Here is a 16,230-nt window from a genome sequence, read left to right as displayed (position 1 = left end):
CATCACCCTATCAGCTTGATTAGATAAGCTGGGAATGCCTGTCTTTTTTATATAGGTGAAAAATTTCGTTAATTTTCACCGACTTTCTTTTTGATATAATGAACCGGCTCCAACTTTTTCATACCGACGGACATCGTCATTGGCTCGGGTATATATTGGAGTGTTAAATAACGTTGAAGCGTATCATAATAAGAACATCATGTTCCATCACATGCAAAATGCTTTACTTTTCCGATACAATATATAAATTGTTTATTGAAATAAATTTTTACCAATCTTTTCTGCAGAGCAGTCGAAGCAGATGCTTTTTTCGTTGCGTTCACCCTTGATTTTGCCAAAAAAAGAGAGCTACATAACGTAACTCCCTTTTCTGTTTGTTATTGCTTCGCTAACGCAAGAGCCTGCTCTTTCAATGTTCCCGCTTTATCAGTGCGCTCCCATGGAAGATCGATGTCCGTGCGTCCGAAATGGCCATAAGCCGCTGTTTGTTTATAAATTGGGCGGCGCAAATCTAACATTTTAATAATGCCAGCTGGGCGAAGATCAAAGTTGTTGCGCACCACTTCAATTAAAATATCTTCAGATACTTTTCCGGTTCCGAACGTATCAATGGAAATGGAAACCGGTCTTGCAACGCCGATCGCATATGCCAACTGCACTTCACATTTATCGGCAAGTCCAGCAGCAACAATGTTTTTCGCTACATAACGCGCTGCATAGGCTGCAGAGCGGTCTACTTTTGTAGGGTCTTTACCAGAAAACGCACCGCCGCCATGGCGAGCATAACCGCCATATGTGTCAACGATAATTTTCCGTCCTGTTAAGCCAGCGTCGCCTTGAGGTCCGCCGATGACGAAACGACCTGTCGGGTTAATAAAATATTTTGTGTTTTCATCGATCAGTTCTGCTGGTACAACCGGCTTAATGACATGTTCTTTAATATCGCGCTCAATTTGTTCTTGTGTAATTTCCGGATGATGTTGCGCTGATACAACGATCGTATCGATACGCACTGGTTTTCCATTTTCATCGTATTCTACTGTTACTTGTGTTTTGCCATCTGGACGCAAATATGGCAAAATGGCTTCTTTCCGCACTTCTGACAAACGGCGTGCCAAACGATGCGCTAACGAAATCGGAAGCGGCATTAATTCTTTCGTTTCATTGCAAGCAAATCCAAACATTAACCCTTGGTCTCCAGCACCGATTGCTTCAATTTCCTCGTCAGTCATCTGACCTTCGCGGGCTTCTAACGCCTTATCGACTCCCATTGCGATATCTGGAGACTGTTCGTCAATCGATGTCAATACAGCACAAGTATCGGCATCAAAACCATATTTCGCACGAGTATAGCCAATTTCGCGAACCGTATCGCGGACGATTTTCGGGATATCTACATATGTTGATGTCGTAATTTCTCCACTTACGAGCACAAGCCCTGTTGTAACGCTCGTTTCGCATGCGACGCGAGCATTCGGGTCCTTCTCTAAAATGGCATCTAAAATGGCATCGGAAATTTGGTCACAAATTTTGTCAGGATGACCTTCCGTTACAGATTCCGAAGTAAATAAACGTCTTTTTTTTGACATTCGTCAGTTTCCTCCTCTTTTCATAATCGAACGTCTAAATATTGTATTCCTGCAAACTGCAGATGATACGGTACTCATTCCCTTTTATTATAGCTTTTATATATCTTGACACATAGACATATAAAAAAACCTTTCCTGTAATTTTGAGGAAAGGTCATTGCAATCATATTGCTCCTTTCACTCTTATCGCTCAAGGACGTTGCCTTGCCACAGGTTAGCACCATTTCACACATTTCCAGTTGTGACGGTTGCTGGGTTTCATCGGGCCTGTCCCTCCACCGGCTCGGGATAAGAGTATCCGTTCAATGAGTTATCATATCGTAATTAAATAAAGAAAGTCAACAAAATTAGACAATTTTTTTATGAACAAAAATGAGAAAAATAAAAGAAAAGAAATTGTCACAAATAGTATGGACTAATAATAAAAATGTGTTATACTATTTGAAGGAGACCATTTCAATAAAAAGGAAGGTTTTGTACATGGGAGTCGCTAATATGACAAGTAAACTTACCACATTATTACAACAGCCAAATGTGTTTCATAATTTATCGGTAGCACAGCTTGTAGAAAAAGTGTTGCAACGAAATGAAGGTCGGTTGACAGCTACCGGAGCAGTTGCGGTAACGACAGGAAAATATACAGGTCGCTCTCCAAAAGATAAATACATTGTAGAAGAAGCTTCGACGAAATCAAAAATCGATTGGGGGACGACGAACCAGCCGATTTCTGAAGAAGTTTTCGAAAACTTATACAATAAGGTAATTGACTATTTAATGAAAAAAGATGAAATATTTGTTTTTAAAGGATTTGCCGGCGCTGATCCCAAATACCGCTTACCTATCCAAGTCATTAATGAATTTGCGTGGCAAAATTTATTTGCACATCAACTATTTATTCGCCCAACAGCGGAAGAACTGCAAACACACAAAGCGGAATTCACCGTTATTTGCGCACCAAACTTTAAAGCAGATCCTGCCGTTGATGGAACAAGATCGGAAACATTTATCATTATTTCTTTTGAACGGCGGATCGTGCTAATCGGTGGCACAGAATATGCTGGCGAAATGAAAAAATCGATTTTCACTGTGATGAATTACCTGCTCCCAGAACAAGGAATTTTATCGATGCATTGTTCGGCAAACGTCGGTAAAGAAGGGGATGTCGCATTATTCTTTGGTCTATCCGGCACGGGAAAAACGACGCTTTCCGCCGATCCAAACCGCCGTCTTATTGGTGATGACGAACACGGCTGGTCCAACCGCGGCATCTTTAATATCGAAGGCGGTTGCTATGCAAAATGCATCAATTTATCACGGGAAAAAGAACCGCAAATTTTTGATGCGATCGGATTCGGTGCGGTGCTCGAAAACGTTATTATCGATGAGCATACAAGACTGCCTAATTATGATGACGCTACGTTAACGGAAAATACCCGCGCTGCTTACCCTATTCAAGCGATTAGCAATATCGTTGATCCGAGCATCGCTGGTCATCCGTCGACGATTATTTTCTTAACGGCAGACGCATTCGGAGTATTGCCGCCGATTAGCAAGCTAACGCGCGAACAAGCGATGTATCATTTCTTAAGCGGCTATACGAGCAAGCTGGCGGGTACAGAACGCGGCATCACTTCTCCGCAAGCGACATTCTCTACTTGCTTTGGAGCTCCGTTTTTACCGCTTCCAGCTGTGCAATATGCGGAAATGCTCGGTAAAAAAATCGTTGAACATAATGTCCGAGTGTTCCTCGTTAACACAGGATGGACAGGTGGAGAATACGGAGTCGGCAGCCGCATGAAGCTTGCCTATACCCGTGCAATGGTGCAAGCAGCTGTCGAAGGAGAACTCGACAATGTCGAAACAGTGAAGGACCCTATTTTCGGTTTAGAAATTCCGATTCATATTCCTGGTGTACCAGATGAAGTGCTGCAGCCAAAAAATACATGGGCCGATAAGCAAGCATATGAACAAAAAGCAAAAGAACTTGCCGCAAAATTCCGGGAAAACTTCCAAAAGTTTAAACATATCGCTCCGGAAATCGAAGCGCTGGGCGGTCCAATCGTATAACTTCCAAGGAGGGAATCATTCCCTCCTTTTTTAATTTATCGAATGCAACGAAATCAGCTCATACGTTACAATCGTCCGATTGTTGGCAAGTTCCAGCTTTTTTACCACTGCTTGGCCGCTCGCTTCGCTTTGTAACGTTCTTCTCACTTCAAGCGGAATATCGATTGGATAAATACGATACCCTTCCTTTTCTAGAATAAATAGATTGTCTTTCACTCTCTTTTCCTTGCCTTTTGTCACAATGAGTGTTTGAAATTCCAGCGGCATGCCCATTGAAACACACCCCTTTTCTTTTTATCGTATCATACATTTGGTTGTCGTTTCATCCATTCCGTTAACCGACGAACTGTTTCGCGGTTATCTTTCGGTGGAAAGTAATGAGTAAAGTTTGGAAAATACCATGCCGTCACTTGTTTATTTGCCTCTTTTAGTCTTTTTTCAAGGCGATACGCGTGTTCAATCGAAACGTTTCGATCTTTCTCCCCATGAATGATTAACACAGGGGCTTGAATCTTTTCGATCTCATACAATGGGGTTCGCCACCGGTAGCGCTCTGGATATTTCGTTGGCGTTCCGCCTATTACCCGTTTCATCATTCTCCGCAAATCTTCTCGCTCCCAATATGTCAATGCAATATCAGATACTCCGCCCCAGACGACGACGGAACAAACCGCAGGCTCCAAAATCGCTGTATGAAGCGCCATCGCTCCGCCGCGAGAAAAGCCAAATACGTGAATGCGTTTTGTATTCACCCAGGGATGCTGCTGCAAAAGGCGGAAACTTGCGAGGGCGTCATACCGATCTTCCCCCACAAAATCTTCATTTCCTTCTCCCCCTTGATTTCCTCGATAAAATGGCGCCATGACAACAAATCCGTACGAAGCAAACTGTGTAATGCGAGATAGGCGCACTTGCCCGACGTTTTTAATTCCGCCGCGCAAGTATAAAAAACCATCGTATATTCCAGGTGTTTTCGGTTGGGCCAAAAAACCTTTAATTTTCAGCCCTTGACATAAATACGTGACGAGAAATACATCCACATGCGGGTTGGGGGAAGGAAATCTATATTGATCCACGATATATCCGTCCATCTCCATATATTTCTTCCTTTCCATTAGGCATTCACACATTTTTGTCTTGCGCATACGATAAGGTGAAGTAAGTTTCATTTCACCTTTCCAAGGAGGTTCCCTGCATGAAAAAGATCGCTATGATATCGCTTTTTCTCTTCCTTCTTATTATTCCGCTAGCTGCTTGCAACAAGCAAACGAAGGAGGAAATAAAGACGGTACGTGTTGCGGAAGTAACTCGTTCAATTTTCTATGCCCCGCAATATGTTGCCCTATCAAAAGGATTTTTTAAAAACGAAGGATTAAAGGTCGAACTCACCACAACATGGGGCGGCGATAAAACGATGACAACTCTTCTTTCGGGAGGAGCCGATATCGCCCTCGTCGGTTCAGAAACATCCATTTATGTCTACAGCCAAGGAACAAATGATCCAGTCATTAACTTCGCGCAGTTGACGCAAACGGACGGAACTTTTCTTGTCTCCCGCAATAAAATTGAAAACTTTACTTGGGACCAACTTAAAGGTAGCACATTTCTTGGCCAGCGCAAAGGCGGTATGCCGCAAATGGTCGGAGAGTTTGTCTTGAAAAAGCATGGCATCGATCCACATAAAGATTTAAAGCTAATTCAAAACGTCGATTTTGCTAATATCGCGAACGCATTTGCCAGCGGTACAGGTGATTTCGTCCAACTATTTGAACCAACAGCAAGCATTTTCGAACAGGAAGGCAAAGGGTATATTGTCGCATCATTTGGCACGGAATCCGGCCACGTCCCGTATACGACTTTTATGGCAAAACAAAGCTTTATTAAAAACAACAAAGATACGATCGAAAAATTCACACGCGCACTTTATAAAGCCGAGCAATGGGTGGAAACACATAGCGCAGCAGAAGTGGCAAAAGCAATTCAGCCTTACTTTAAAGATACGGATATTCAAATTATCGAAAAAGTCGTCGATCGTTATAAAAGCCAAGGGACATATGCGACAAATCCGGTTCTTGACAAAGAAGAATGGAATAATTTGCAAAACATTATGGACGAAGCGGGTGAATTGCCAAAACGCATCGATCATGAAACACTTGTCGATAATTCATTCGCGGAAAAAGTGATGTCCAAATAACGAAAGCGGGTGAAAATATGAGTTTTTTAACCGTTGACCGCGTTTCCCACACATATTTTACGGAAAAAACAGCCGTTATCGCCCTTGAAAATATATCGTTTACAGTAGAGAAAGGGGAATTTGTCTCCTTTCTCGGCCCTAGCGGCTGTGGCAAAACAACGTTGCTTTCGATTATCGCCGCATTAATCCAGCCGACAGAAGGAGCGGTTTTCGTCGAAGGAAAAGAATTGGACCGCGCTCATCCAACAGCTGGATACATGTTGCAGCAAGACTATTTATTTCCTTGGAAAACGATTGAGGAAAACATTTTGCTTGGCTTAAAAATCATGGGAACATTGACGGAAGAAACAAAAAAACGGGCGCTGGATTTGCTTGCCTACATCGGTTTAAAAGGGGTCGAAACACATTATCCAAATCAGCTCTCAGGCGGTATGCGTCAGCGCGTCGCACTCGTAAGAACTCTTGCGACAGACCCAAAAATGTTACTTTTGGATGAACCGTTTTCCGCTCTCGATCACCAAACGAAATTAAAACTGGAAGAGTTAGTGTGGCAAACACTAAAGGATTACGGAAAAACTGCGCTTCTTGTTACGCATGATATCAGTGAAGCGATTGCGATGAGCGACCGTATTTTTCTGTTTTCCGCAAAACCAGGGCGAATCGCGCGCATCTTTATTGTTCCCGATGAATTGCGCCGTTTATCTCCATTTGCGGCACGTCAGCACCCGCAATTTTCCTCGCTATTCCAATCCATTTGGAAGGAGCTTGATCAACTTGAAACAAACAAATGAACACGTTCGTTCTCTTCATCAGCAGTACATCGCCACATTGAAAAAAGAAAAGCGGCTCATCCGCTTTTTTCAGTTCATTATCTTTGTCTCCTTTTTCCTGCTATGGGAGGCGGCAAGCAGATATAACTGGGTCGACCCGCTTTTGTTCAGCTCTCCGTCAGCGATTTGGAACTTATTTGCTCAAAAGATTGCGGATCACTCTCTTATTACCCATACGCTCGTCACGTTGTTTGAAACCGTATTAGGATTTATTATCGGCACGTTGGCAGGCGCATGCTTGGGCGCTCTCCTATGGTGGTTTCCGCGCCTATCGAAAACGCTCGATCCATATTTAGTCGTATTTAATGCCATGCCAAAAGTAGCGCTCGCTCCCATTCTCATCGTCGCGCTCGGTCCGGGATTTACTTCGATTATCGCAATGGGAGTCATTATCTCTGTCATCATCACGACGATCGTCGTTTATTCTGCCTTTCAAGAAGTGGATGCCAACTATCTCAAAGTGCTAAAAACATTCGGCGCTACCCGCTACCAATGCTTCAAAGAAGCGGTATTGCCGTCATCGTTTCCTACCATTATTTCTACGTTAAAAGTCAATGTCGGTTTATCGTGGGTCGGAGTCATTACCGGCGAATTTCTTGTCTCGAAACAAGGGCTTGGCTATATGATTATTTACGGGTTCCAAGTTTTTAACTTTACGCTTGTCTTAATGAGCCTGCTTGTCATTGCGCTTTTATCGACCGTTATGTATCAAGCTGTCAGCATCATTGAAAAAAAATTAATGAAACATCGCTAGAGACGTTCACCGCGTTACAAAGAACGTCTCTTTATTTCTTCTAACACTAAGCGCAGCACATCGTCTTTCATAATAAAGCTGAACCGATCGTCCGACCGAATATGTTCCGGCAACTCCGGAAACAGCACCGGACCGTTTGTTTCTAAATAAGAAGGCTGCTTAATAATCGCTGCAATTTCCGCAAAGTATATATTTTTTATGATGGACGGTTCTACTTTATATTGGCCAATATACGTTAACGAACCGACAATTCCCCCCGTTTCTTCTTTCACTTCACGAACCGCAGCTTGTTCTGGCGTTTCTCCCTTTTCCACTTTCCCGCCTGGGAACTCTAATCCTCGCTGTGAATGATTCGTCAACAACCATTGCCCTTGATAGCGGCAAACCATCCACACATGGCCGGGGGATGGGGAAAATGGATGATCAGCAAACGATAACCACACACGATTCCCATAGTAATCCAAAAACATATACATGATTCCATACCCTCATTCCATTTTTCTCTCTATTTATTATACTGACAAATGACATAACAAAAAAAGCCGCCAACATGGTTGGCAGCTCATTTATCTTTTGTCTCCTCTGAGAGAATGCCAAGCGAACGAATATGTTCCTTTGCTTCTTCGTTGCCAAGCTTATAAATGAGTTGATAAATTTTCGTTAACGTTTCATCATAAGCATCGTTTTGACGATCATAATGATATTGAACATATGGAACGTGAGCGCGCCAAAACGCTTGCCAATCTGTAGAATAGTTTTGATCAAAGTACTCACGCAATTGAATAATTTCGTCATCTGTAGCTTCAATTTGAAAATCCCAAGGGGAAGCGGTTTTTACTTGCGAAATTTCTCCCGTCGCGATCGACACATAATAGGTTTTTTTTTGCTGTTCCGCCACACTTGTCATCTCCTTATGATCACTTTCTTTATGTTTAGTGTGGGTGAATGGAAAAAAATTATGCTAAAAATTAGTTCATCTCATCTTTAAAAAGTTCGATCGCTTTCCTTAAAAAGGATGGAATCGGAACACCTGCTCTTCCTGCATTTTCAACAATGGAGATGAATTCATTTGCGATATAAAAAAAGATAATCGCATCACGAATAAAATGATTGTTCCAGCCGATCGCAATCTCTAATAAATGGGAAACAGCCACTAAAACAAAAATAAGCAGCTTACGGACAATGCCACGAAATCCGACTTGACTTGACAATCTTCCTTCAATAGCGCTAGCGATCAGTCCTGTTACATAGTCTGCTATCACAAAACAAAGTAAAATAATTACCAATGAGTCCATGCCTCCAATTAGAAATGAAACGAACGACCCAACTAACGAAATGCCAAACATCGACGTATACTTTTGCATCCTCTCTCCTCCTTTGAATAAGCATTATTATGATATGCTCAAAGGAGGAAAGAGGCATAGACAACCTCCTACAAAAAAATCACTCCTTCATCATCGAAGGAGTGATTCATTTTATCGGCCAAGAAACGATTTTAACATCCATACATGTTTTTCTAAGCTTTGATGAATTCCAAGCAACATATCGCCTGTTGTTTCATCTCCGACTTCCTCGGCAACTTGCATTCCTTCTTTTAATTCTCCGATCATTGTTTCAAAATCGCTCACAATGGTTGCGACCATTTGTTCCGCTGTTTCTTGCCCAGTCGCTTCTTTTACGGATGATTGTTCAAGACATTCTTTCATCGTAGCGACCGGCGCTCCGCCAAGCGCGAGAAGACGTTCCGCCAACTCGTCAATATGTAACGCTGCCTCATTGTACAATTGTTCAAATTTCTCATGAAGCGTAAAAAATTGCGGACCTTTGACATACCAATGATAATTATGGAGCTTAATGTAAAGGACACTCCAGTTGGCAATTTGCTTGTTTACAATGTCTGTTAATTGTTTGGACATATCCTCATTCCTCCTCTAATATGAATGTGTACAATTGGATAACCTTGAGATATATTCATAATCAAACTATATTATTTGCTATTACCTAACACATATTCATTACCAATAATCACCAAAATTGTGCCTGTTATTTATCCATTCGTGCAAAGTGTCATCTCACCAATACGACGATAATGTGTTACAATGGAAAGAAAAAAGGTGAATTAGCGATGTATTTGACTTTAGTGGCATCACTGATCATTGCTGCATTCATTCTTGCTTTGGTGCTTATTGCTACATCAAAAGCATATAAGTACAAACACACAATCGACACGCCTTCTGAAAAGGATCATTCGCAAAATGAATAAGGCTATCATCAATATAATGATAGCCTTTCCACTTTATCCAAATACTTTCTTTAACTCCTCTTTATCATGCTCTAGCCAGAAACGCATGAGCCGCTTTGCCCCTTCGAGGTCGTGCAGCTTCGCTTGCCCGCATTGCCGCTCTGTCGCTGCTGGGACTTCAGTCGCGTTTAGCGCATCTTTCATCGTTTCCTCAAGCAAATCAATGATTTCATCCACTGTCGGCGATCCGCTCACAACAAGATAAAATCCTGTTTGGCAGCCCATCGGCGAAATATCAATAATATCAAAGTGATCATACTTTTCCGCATGTTTACGAATGGTGTAAGCTAATAAATGTTCCAGCGTATGAATCGCATCTGGCTTCATCGCCTGTTTGTTCGGCTGGCAAAAACGAATATCGAATTTATTCACAACGCCATCGCTTCCGACTTTATGAACACCGCAATGTCTCACATACGGCGCTTTCACAGCGCAGTGGTCCAATTCAAAGCTTTCTACTGAAGGCATACAAATCACTCCTACTTTATTTTCTCTTTTCATCATACACTGAAATCCGATTTTTTTCATCCTTTTTACATCATTAGTTGCGAGGCACAATATACGTATTTGTTTCACATTTATGATACATTATTAACGAAATCATTTATTGATTGGGTGTATGGGAAATGGCGAAAAAATTATTGATTTCCTTCATCCGTTTTTACCAAATTTTCATTTCTCCGTTAAAGCCGCCGACATGCCGGTTCTATCCAACCTGCTCGCACTATGGTCTAGAAGCGGTGAAACGGTTTGGCGCCATTAAAGGCGGATGGCTGGCAATAAAGCGAATTTTAAAGTGCCACCCGTTTCATCCCGGTGGATTCGACCCCGTTCCCGAGAAGCAGGAAAACGGCAAATCGTAAGCAGCGATTTTTTGTCAGCAAATATACTCGAACGAGAAGGCCATCGGGCAGCATTAGTATGCCTGAACCTTTCTCGTTCGGTTCTAATGAAAACTATTTTAACCACTTATCATCAATGTTAGATCCATCCATGAATTCCTTGATATCTCCTGTCTGCTTCCGCCTCGTTTCATCGCAAGACTTTCGTCCTCTAAAAATTTTGAATGACGCCAAAATAACCAAAATAACCGTTGCCGTTTTGGGCATTTTTTTGTATGATTAGCTTTGTTAAATCGTAATTATTACGATATAATAACAAAGAAGTTTGCTTGTCAAACACATTTACTAGGAAGGGGCTTAACATGAAAGCAAAATCATTGATTTTATCCCTTTTACTTGTCGTCTTTGCTTTTTTGTACGGTTGCAATGCTGAAAAAAATCACGAACAGACTGAAAAAGCAAAAGACGTTTTAACGATTTATACGACCGTTTATCCACTTGAAGATTTTACGAAAAAAATCGGGGGAGACTATGTTAACGTGAAAAGCATTTATCCTCCGGGCGTCGAGGCACATACCTTTGAGCCAACGACAAAAACGATGAAACAGTTGGCGGATGCGGATGCGTTTATTTATATTGGACAAGGGACGGAAAGCTTTGCTGATAAAATAAAAGAAACATTAAAGAATGAACAGGTGCATTTTCTCGCTGCTGCTGAAGGGATCAAACTGTTAGACTCTGCACATGAAGAGCATTCGCACGAGCATGAACACGAGCATCACGGCGATAAAGACCCGCACGTATGGCTTGATCCAGTACGCTCTATTACAATTGCTGAACATATTCGCGATTTGCTCATCGAACTAAAGCCAGAGAAGAAAGAAATATTTACAAAAAACTTTGAATCATTGAAAGCAAAATTAGAACATCTTGACCAACAATTTCAAACAGTCGTAAAGAAAGCTCCGAAAAAAGAAATTCTCGTTGCACACGCTGCATACGGATACTGGAAAGAACGCTACGGCATTAAACAGCTGAGCGTTTCCGGGCTTTCGCCAACGAATGAGCCTTCTCAGAAAGAATTAGCTAAAATCGTTAAAACAGCCAAACAACATCACATCAAATATGTCATTTTTGAGCAAAATACAACGTCCAAAATTACTGAAATTGTAAAAAACGAGATTGGAGCTGACTCACTCCGGCTGCACAACTTAGAATCACTAACTTCCGAAGATGTAAAAGCAAATAAAGATTACTTTTCCATTATGGAAGAAAATATTCGTGTGCTTCAAAAAGCGCTTCAATGAAAGTTACCGTCTGTCCCATTCTCTGAGACAGACGGTTTTTTTTGGGGGCGTTTTTCGATGGATGATTTAGCCATTGATCGGTTTGCGTTAGGTCTTCTCATTTTATTTACAGGATTCGTGTACTTTTAAAGTTCAGCGCTATATTCGCCAAAAAATAAAGGATAGCGCTCTTTTCTCGAGCACTATCCTTTTATTGTAAGGAACGCACGTACTCTGCAATCGCCGCAATTTCCCCGCGCGTCAACATTTCCACCTCTTTTGTTTGATGGCGTTCAATCGCTTCTTCAATCGTTTTTGCGCTGCCGTCATGCAAGTATGGAGCGGTTGCCCATACGCCGCGCAACGTTGGGGTATCCCATTGCTTCGGTGTACGCGGATTCGTAAAATGCGCCCTTGCATCACCTTTAGACGGCTTATCGTTCGGGTTTGCCGTACCGATGTCATGCAAATAATTCGTATTTGCTGTAGTTAAATGCCCATTCGCATCGACCGCTTTAGAGCTATCGGTAAAATATTCACCGCTGTGACAGCTGAGGCAATTCCCTTTGCCATTAAAAAGCTTTTCTCCTTCCTTCGCTTTCGCTGTCAAGCTTCCATCCGGATTGCGGTACGGGCTTTTTGGAACCGGAAAAGAGTTCGGATCTTCTAAATAAGCAAGCATAGCGTCATACATATGCTGCACATCTTTAGGCAGCGGCTTTCCGGGATCAAGGCTCATCATTCCGCCCATTTCGCCTTGCACAGTATGGATATAATCAGTAAAATCATCGCGTGACCCATCCCACATAAATAATCCCGTTTTTGTTGCTAAAATGTTGCTTGGGATGTTGCGCGGGCCTTTTGGCGTCAACAAAGTAAGTTTATTGATGTCGCCGTCGCTATGACAAGAAGCGCAGCTCATCCAGTTATTCCCGGTAATATCTATCGCAAATTCATCACTATTAGCGCTATAAAAGATCGTTTTTCCTTCACGCACAAGCGGAGACAACGAATCCTTAGCAATTAAACGGATCGTGCCTTTTATCGCTTTTACTTTTGCATACGGGCTTTTTCCTCCCGTTTTGATGATGGTAAGATCATGGCTCATTGCGTTATGCACATACAATGTTTTGCCGTCTGGGGAGATGACAATCCCGCGTGGATTATTCCCTTCAATGCGCCGCAAAATCTGCACGGCGTTCCCGCCACGTTGCAAATCGAACACGACTAAATCTTCACTTCCCGACATGATTACATACGCTTTGCTTCCATCAGGCTGAAAGGCGATATCATAAGGATTGGAAACAATCATCGTTTGATTGTGGACATCCGATACATTCATTTCTTCAAATAACTCTTTACGCTCGTCCAGCAACTCTCTATCTTTTTGTAAATCAATCACAGAAATTGCTGGAAATACCGTTTCCTCAAAGTTAATGGGCGTATCAATGTTTGTTAATAAATGAGGAATATACGCTTTCTTTCCGTCAGGAGTGATGATAATTTGTTCCAGTGTATTTGGAATGCCTTGGCTTTTTTTACGGTCTGCCTTATCCGGAGACGGAGCGAGCGCAATTTCTTTCCGCACGCGATTTTGTTTCGTGTCGACCACGCTAATTTTGCCGTCTAAATATTGCGTCACATATAATTTCTTTCCATCGGCAGTTAAAGCGAGTGCGCGCGGTCGGTCGCCGATTTTGATTTCTGTTTTCTTTTCTTTTTTCGCTAAATCAAATACCGATAAAGTGCCGGACCGATAATTCGCCACATAGAGCGTTTGACCGTCTTGGCTTGTCACTAAGCCAAATGGCTCGATTCCTGTTTTAAGATGACCAACAACTTTTCTCTCTTTTAGCGAAATAATATCAACACGATCATCATACATGCAGGAGACATATAACCATTGTTCATCCGGGCTTAGTGCAAGCTGTCTAGGCTCTTTGCCGACTCGGATTTCCGCTTCCTTCTTTTTCGTCTTCGTGTTGAAAATAGTAACAGAATTGACATCGATGTTGGCGATATATAACGTATCCCCCTTTTTGCTGATGGCAATATTATTGCTATGAACTGGCTCATGCCGGATCACTTTCTTTTCCGAATGAAAGGATGGACTTGTTTGACAGCCTGCCATCATAAACAAAGCAAACAACATACATAGCCATAACCACTTTTTCATGATGTTCCCCCGCTTTATAATCCTAGAATGATAACCATTATCATTGTATAAAGAAAAGCGGCAAATCTCAATGATTGCCGCTAAATTTCATATATTTTTCTTATTTTTCTTTTACTTCTACATTCAACAAGATCGGAGCAATGCCATATTTTCCATGTCCCTCCTGAACCTGAGGCACATAGTCATGATCGCTATTTCCTGATTTATCTCCTTTTTTATACACATCACCTGTATCCCAAAATTCGCTAGCCTGCATGCCTTCTTCGACGCTTGGACCGTCGATGATGCGGTCATAAAAATCGACGTAGCGCGAAATAATCGTTTCCCGCTCTAACGCTTTCACCGTTTCATCTGTTTCTGTGTTATTTAAGTTATTTAGCGCAACGCGAAATACGCCTGAAAGCGCCCCGGCAACAAATGGCGTATATTCGATTTTCCCTTTTCCGGTACGATATACGCGCAATTGTTTATCCCAGAAATGCTCATCCATCGCCGCATAAATTTTACGGGCTGCATCGCGGTATTGTTCATCCTTCGTCGCTAAAAACGCTGCCGTTAACCCGCGAATCGCACCAAGCTGGGCAAGTAATGTCGGCTCGGACTTCTCCGCTCCTTCGCCAACTACGTATCCGTTCGCCACAAGGCCGTCTTTTCTCATTAAATGTTTCACGATAAAATCGGCCTGGCTCTTTATTAATTCTAATGCCCGTTTTCCTTCCGGCGTTCCTAATCCTTTTGCATCTTCACCGCTTGCATAGCCAACCGGAAGTCCGTCGATCGCACGCTCGAAAATGCGCAGCGCTTCCATCGTATAGCCGGCTTGGAACGTATCGACGCGTTTTCCTTGCTGTTTTCCGTCATGCTCTTCGACAAAAGCACCAATTTTCGGATTAAAGTGCATCGCATCGATGTTTTTAAATACTTGCAATAACACATCACGGTTCACCGAGTATGGGTCGGTAGAGGAAATATCGTTCGCTGCATCCGCATCTAAGTTTTCTTTCGGCGCGCTTGGGTACGGCGCACCATCAAACACGGCTAAAAAGGCAGGATTTTGGTTTTTGTTTTCCGGACGCTGGTCGGTCATCCCGTAAAATTCCGAAGCCGGCCAAAGCATCAACCATTGGTCTTGAAGCAAGCTCCGCGGGTCTTCCACTTTCAATTGTTTTACGTTTGGCGCAAGCTTATTGCCGTCCTCAACCACTTGAATTTTATGCGGCAAGTAGACGAACCCGTTGGCCGGATTATATCGGCTTCCTTCCGCTTTGGTCAACGATTGGTTATTAGCATTATAAAATAGATGATCCCGAATATAGTTCAGTTTGTTCCAAATTTGCTCGGTTAAAATCATTCCTTGCATTCCGTCCGCGGAACTAACACCGAGAGCGATGTTTTTATCTTTGTCATCGTTTGGCGTTTTCGCTTCTACCTCTTCATCTTTATCTACCGTATGAAAGCCGCCTAAAAAGTCTCCTGCCCAAAGCGCTTGTTTTAAAAAGACACCGCCGTAAGCGGACGGAGTTAATACTTTTTCCATCTTATCGCGGTCCCAGCGCAACGATTGGAAATCAACTTGGTATACAGGCACATACGTGCCATCGTCATTTTCCGCATATACGCTCGTATCCACTTTTTGCGCATAGTGAGGATCTCCGCTTGCATACTCGATTAACGTTGGAAACATATTGCGGAAAATCTCTTCACGAGGATATCCGACACTGTCGGCTAATTCATAAAATCGGTCCGCTAATGCCTCATCGTTGGATTTATGTACGTTTTTCGCCAATTGCTCCGTCACAGGACCGTGAATTAAATGGAGTCCAAGCCCCGACTTTTCCGTCACTTCATACATCGCTTCTTCCGAATATTCATATGATTCGATGCCAGCCGTATAGTCAAATTTCGTCGGTTTATCCATTTTTCGCGGATCTAATACATCTAAATCTAAACCGAGCGCTTCTGCCAACGGTTCGCCGGACAGTTCAAATTCGGAATAAGCAAACATGTTTCCCGCTGTGTCAAATGTATAATCCGTTACAGGCACTTGCAAATCTGCTTTTGCTTGTTCTTGTTTTGTTTCCGTTTCTTTCCCATTGGGAGTACAAGCAGAAGCCAACAATAGCGAAGACGTAAGCGCTGCCGCTGTCATAACTTTCCATGGTTTTCGTTTCATGCTGAACCCCCCTATCG

At 42.5% G+C, this 16,230-nt stretch carries 17 protein-coding genes and 1 riboswitch; of the genes, 7 read left to right on the top strand and 10 right to left on the bottom strand.

Features of this window, described 5'->3' with window-relative positions:
- Positions 1 to 377 precede the first annotated feature (377 nt).
- The gene (gene metK / locus QSJ37_RS12490) at positions 378 to 1,589 is read right to left on the bottom strand and encodes a methionine adenosyltransferase (RefSeq protein ID WP_285755441.1); all 1,212 of its coding nucleotides are present in this window, start codon (positions 1,587 to 1,589) and stop codon (positions 378 to 380) included.
- Between the two features lie 180 nt (positions 1,590 to 1,769).
- A riboswitch (SAM riboswitch) is annotated at positions 1,770 to 1,884 on the bottom strand.
- A gap of 185 nt (positions 1,885 to 2,069) precedes the next feature.
- Here metK and pckA point away from each other — a divergent pair.
- A complete protein-coding gene (pckA, locus tag QSJ37_RS12485) occupies positions 2,070 to 3,656 on the top strand; it encodes a phosphoenolpyruvate carboxykinase (ATP) (RefSeq protein ID WP_285755439.1) in 1,587 nt (528 codons plus the stop codon).
- 30 nt (positions 3,657 to 3,686) lie between these two features.
- Here the strand turns inward: pckA and QSJ37_RS12480 are convergent, their stop codons facing one another.
- Positions 3,687 to 3,929, bottom strand: a complete 243-nt coding sequence (locus QSJ37_RS12480) for a DUF2584 domain-containing protein (RefSeq protein ID WP_062755058.1) — start codon at positions 3,927 to 3,929, stop codon at positions 3,687 to 3,689.
- A gap of 29 nt (positions 3,930 to 3,958) precedes the next feature.
- Complete coding sequence (locus QSJ37_RS12475) at positions 3,959 to 4,747, bottom strand: alpha/beta hydrolase family protein (protein WP_062755103.1); 789 nt, start codon at positions 4,745 to 4,747, stop codon at positions 3,959 to 3,961.
- Positions 4,748 to 4,851: 104 nt separating this feature from the next.
- Between QSJ37_RS12475 and QSJ37_RS12470 the strand changes: the two genes are divergently transcribed.
- Genes QSJ37_RS12470 through QSJ37_RS12460 form a run of 3 tightly spaced genes read left to right on the top strand, consistent with a single transcriptional unit; the run spans position 4,852 to position 7,434 of the window.
- Positions 4,852 to 5,850, top strand: coding sequence for an ABC transporter substrate-binding protein (locus tag QSJ37_RS12470; RefSeq protein ID WP_015864874.1), 999 nt, complete (start codon positions 4,852 to 4,854; stop codon positions 5,848 to 5,850).
- Between the two features lie 17 nt (positions 5,851 to 5,867).
- Entirely contained in the window at positions 5,868 to 6,641 is a 774-nt protein-coding gene (locus QSJ37_RS12465; protein WP_285755438.1) for an ABC transporter ATP-binding protein, read from the top strand.
- A complete protein-coding gene (locus tag QSJ37_RS12460; protein ID WP_081188753.1) occupies positions 6,625 to 7,434 on the top strand; it encodes an ABC transporter permease in 810 nt (269 codons plus the stop codon). Before QSJ37_RS12465 ends, QSJ37_RS12460 begins: the two co-directional genes overlap by 17 nt.
- Positions 7,435 to 7,448: 14 nt before the next feature.
- Here QSJ37_RS12460 and ytkD read toward each other — a convergent pair whose 3' ends face one another.
- The 4 genes from ytkD to QSJ37_RS12440 form a co-directional block, all read right to left on the bottom strand.
- The gene (gene ytkD / locus QSJ37_RS12455) at positions 7,449 to 7,910 is read right to left on the bottom strand and encodes an RNA deprotection pyrophosphohydrolase (RefSeq protein ID WP_285755437.1); all 462 of its coding nucleotides are present in this window, start codon (positions 7,908 to 7,910) and stop codon (positions 7,449 to 7,451) included.
- A gap of 86 nt (positions 7,911 to 7,996) precedes the next feature.
- On the bottom strand, positions 7,997 to 8,332 hold the full coding sequence (locus QSJ37_RS12450) for a hypothetical protein (protein WP_062755062.1): 336 nt from the start codon (positions 8,330 to 8,332) through the stop codon (positions 7,997 to 7,999).
- Between the two features lie 70 nt (positions 8,333 to 8,402).
- A complete protein-coding gene (locus QSJ37_RS12445) occupies positions 8,403 to 8,798 on the bottom strand; it encodes a phage holin family protein (RefSeq protein ID WP_285755436.1) in 396 nt (131 codons plus the stop codon).
- Positions 8,799 to 8,909: 111 nt separating this feature from the next.
- Positions 8,910 to 9,350, bottom strand: coding sequence for a Dps family protein (locus tag QSJ37_RS12440; protein WP_285755435.1), 441 nt, complete (start codon positions 9,348 to 9,350; stop codon positions 8,910 to 8,912).
- Positions 9,351 to 9,559: 209 nt separating this feature from the next.
- Here QSJ37_RS12440 and ytzI point away from each other — a divergent pair, with 209 nt between their 5' ends.
- A complete protein-coding gene (gene ytzI, locus QSJ37_RS12435; protein WP_285755434.1) occupies positions 9,560 to 9,697 on the top strand; it encodes a YtzI protein in 138 nt (45 codons plus the stop codon).
- A 33-nt stretch (positions 9,698 to 9,730) separates the two neighbouring features.
- Here the strand turns inward: ytzI and QSJ37_RS12430 are convergent, their stop codons facing one another.
- Positions 9,731 to 10,204: an S-ribosylhomocysteine lyase gene (locus QSJ37_RS12430; protein ID WP_062755068.1), complete on the bottom strand. Its 474-nt coding sequence runs from the start codon at positions 10,202 to 10,204 to the stop codon at positions 9,731 to 9,733.
- A 158-nt stretch (positions 10,205 to 10,362) separates the two neighbouring features.
- Here QSJ37_RS12430 and yidD point away from each other — a divergent pair, with 158 nt between their 5' ends.
- Together yidD and QSJ37_RS12420 are read left to right on the top strand one after the other, a co-directional pair.
- Positions 10,363 to 10,599 (top strand): membrane protein insertion efficiency factor YidD, encoded by a 237-nt coding sequence (gene yidD / locus QSJ37_RS12425; RefSeq protein ID WP_285755433.1) that lies wholly within the window; start codon positions 10,363 to 10,365, stop codon positions 10,597 to 10,599.
- 341 nt (positions 10,600 to 10,940) lie between these two features.
- Positions 10,941 to 11,885 (top strand): metal ABC transporter solute-binding protein, Zn/Mn family, encoded by a 945-nt coding sequence (locus tag QSJ37_RS12420; RefSeq protein ID WP_285755432.1) that lies wholly within the window; start codon positions 10,941 to 10,943, stop codon positions 11,883 to 11,885.
- 190 nt (positions 11,886 to 12,075) lie between these two features.
- Here the strand turns inward: QSJ37_RS12420 and QSJ37_RS12415 are convergent, their stop codons facing one another.
- Both QSJ37_RS12415 and QSJ37_RS12410 read right to left on the bottom strand, forming a co-directional pair.
- Complete coding sequence (locus QSJ37_RS12415; protein ID WP_285755431.1) at positions 12,076 to 14,040, bottom strand: beta-propeller fold lactonase family protein; 1,965 nt, start codon at positions 14,038 to 14,040, stop codon at positions 12,076 to 12,078.
- Between the two features lie 100 nt (positions 14,041 to 14,140).
- A complete protein-coding gene (locus QSJ37_RS12410; protein WP_285755430.1) occupies positions 14,141 to 16,213 on the bottom strand; it encodes a hypothetical protein in 2,073 nt (690 codons plus the stop codon).
- Between the last annotated feature and the right edge of the window lie 17 nt (positions 16,214 to 16,230).

This window comes from Parageobacillus sp. G301, from assembly GCF_030268025.1.
In the GTDB taxonomy this organism is placed as follows: domain Bacteria; phylum Bacillota; class Bacilli; order Bacillales; family Anoxybacillaceae; genus Parageobacillus_B; species Parageobacillus_B toebii.
Note: the sequence above shows the minus strand (reverse complement) of the source record. Positions and strands in the feature narration are given on the sequence as shown.

Coding starts and splice junctions, on each gene's coding strand:
- metK (WP_285755441.1), bottom strand. CDS start 1,589: ATGTCAAAAAAAAGACGTTTATTTACTTCGGAATCTGTAACGGAAGGT.
- pckA (WP_285755439.1), top strand. CDS start 2,070: ATGGGAGTCGCTAATATGACAAGTAAACTTACCACATTATTACAACAG.
- QSJ37_RS12480 (WP_062755058.1), bottom strand. CDS start 3,929: ATGGGCATGCCGCTGGAATTTCAAACACTCATTGTGACAAAAGGCAAG.
- QSJ37_RS12475 (WP_062755103.1), bottom strand. CDS start 4,747: ATGGACGGATATATCGTGGATCAATATAGATTTCCTTCCCCCAACCCG.
- QSJ37_RS12470 (WP_015864874.1), top strand. CDS start 4,852: ATGAAAAAGATCGCTATGATATCGCTTTTTCTCTTCCTTCTTATTATT.
- QSJ37_RS12465 (WP_285755438.1), top strand. CDS start 5,868: ATGAGTTTTTTAACCGTTGACCGCGTTTCCCACACATATTTTACGGAA.
- ytkD (WP_285755437.1), bottom strand. CDS start 7,910: ATGTATATGTTTTTGGATTACTATGGGAATCGTGTGTGGTTATCGTTT.
- QSJ37_RS12445 (WP_285755436.1), bottom strand. CDS start 8,798: ATGCAAAAGTATACGTCGATGTTTGGCATTTCGTTAGTTGGGTCGTTC.
- QSJ37_RS12440 (WP_285755435.1), bottom strand. CDS start 9,350: ATGTCCAAACAATTAACAGACATTGTAAACAAGCAAATTGCCAACTGG.
- ytzI (WP_285755434.1), top strand. CDS start 9,560: ATGTATTTGACTTTAGTGGCATCACTGATCATTGCTGCATTCATTCTT.
- QSJ37_RS12430 (WP_062755068.1), bottom strand. CDS start 10,204: ATGCCTTCAGTAGAAAGCTTTGAATTGGACCACTGCGCTGTGAAAGCG.
- yidD (WP_285755433.1), top strand. CDS start 10,363: ATGGCGAAAAAATTATTGATTTCCTTCATCCGTTTTTACCAAATTTTC.
- QSJ37_RS12420 (WP_285755432.1), top strand. CDS start 10,941: ATGAAAGCAAAATCATTGATTTTATCCCTTTTACTTGTCGTCTTTGCT.
- QSJ37_RS12415 (WP_285755431.1), bottom strand. CDS start 14,040: ATGAAAAAGTGGTTATGGCTATGTATGTTGTTTGCTTTGTTTATGATG.
- QSJ37_RS12410 (WP_285755430.1), bottom strand. CDS start 16,213: ATGAAACGAAAACCATGGAAAGTTATGACAGCGGCAGCGCTTACGTCT.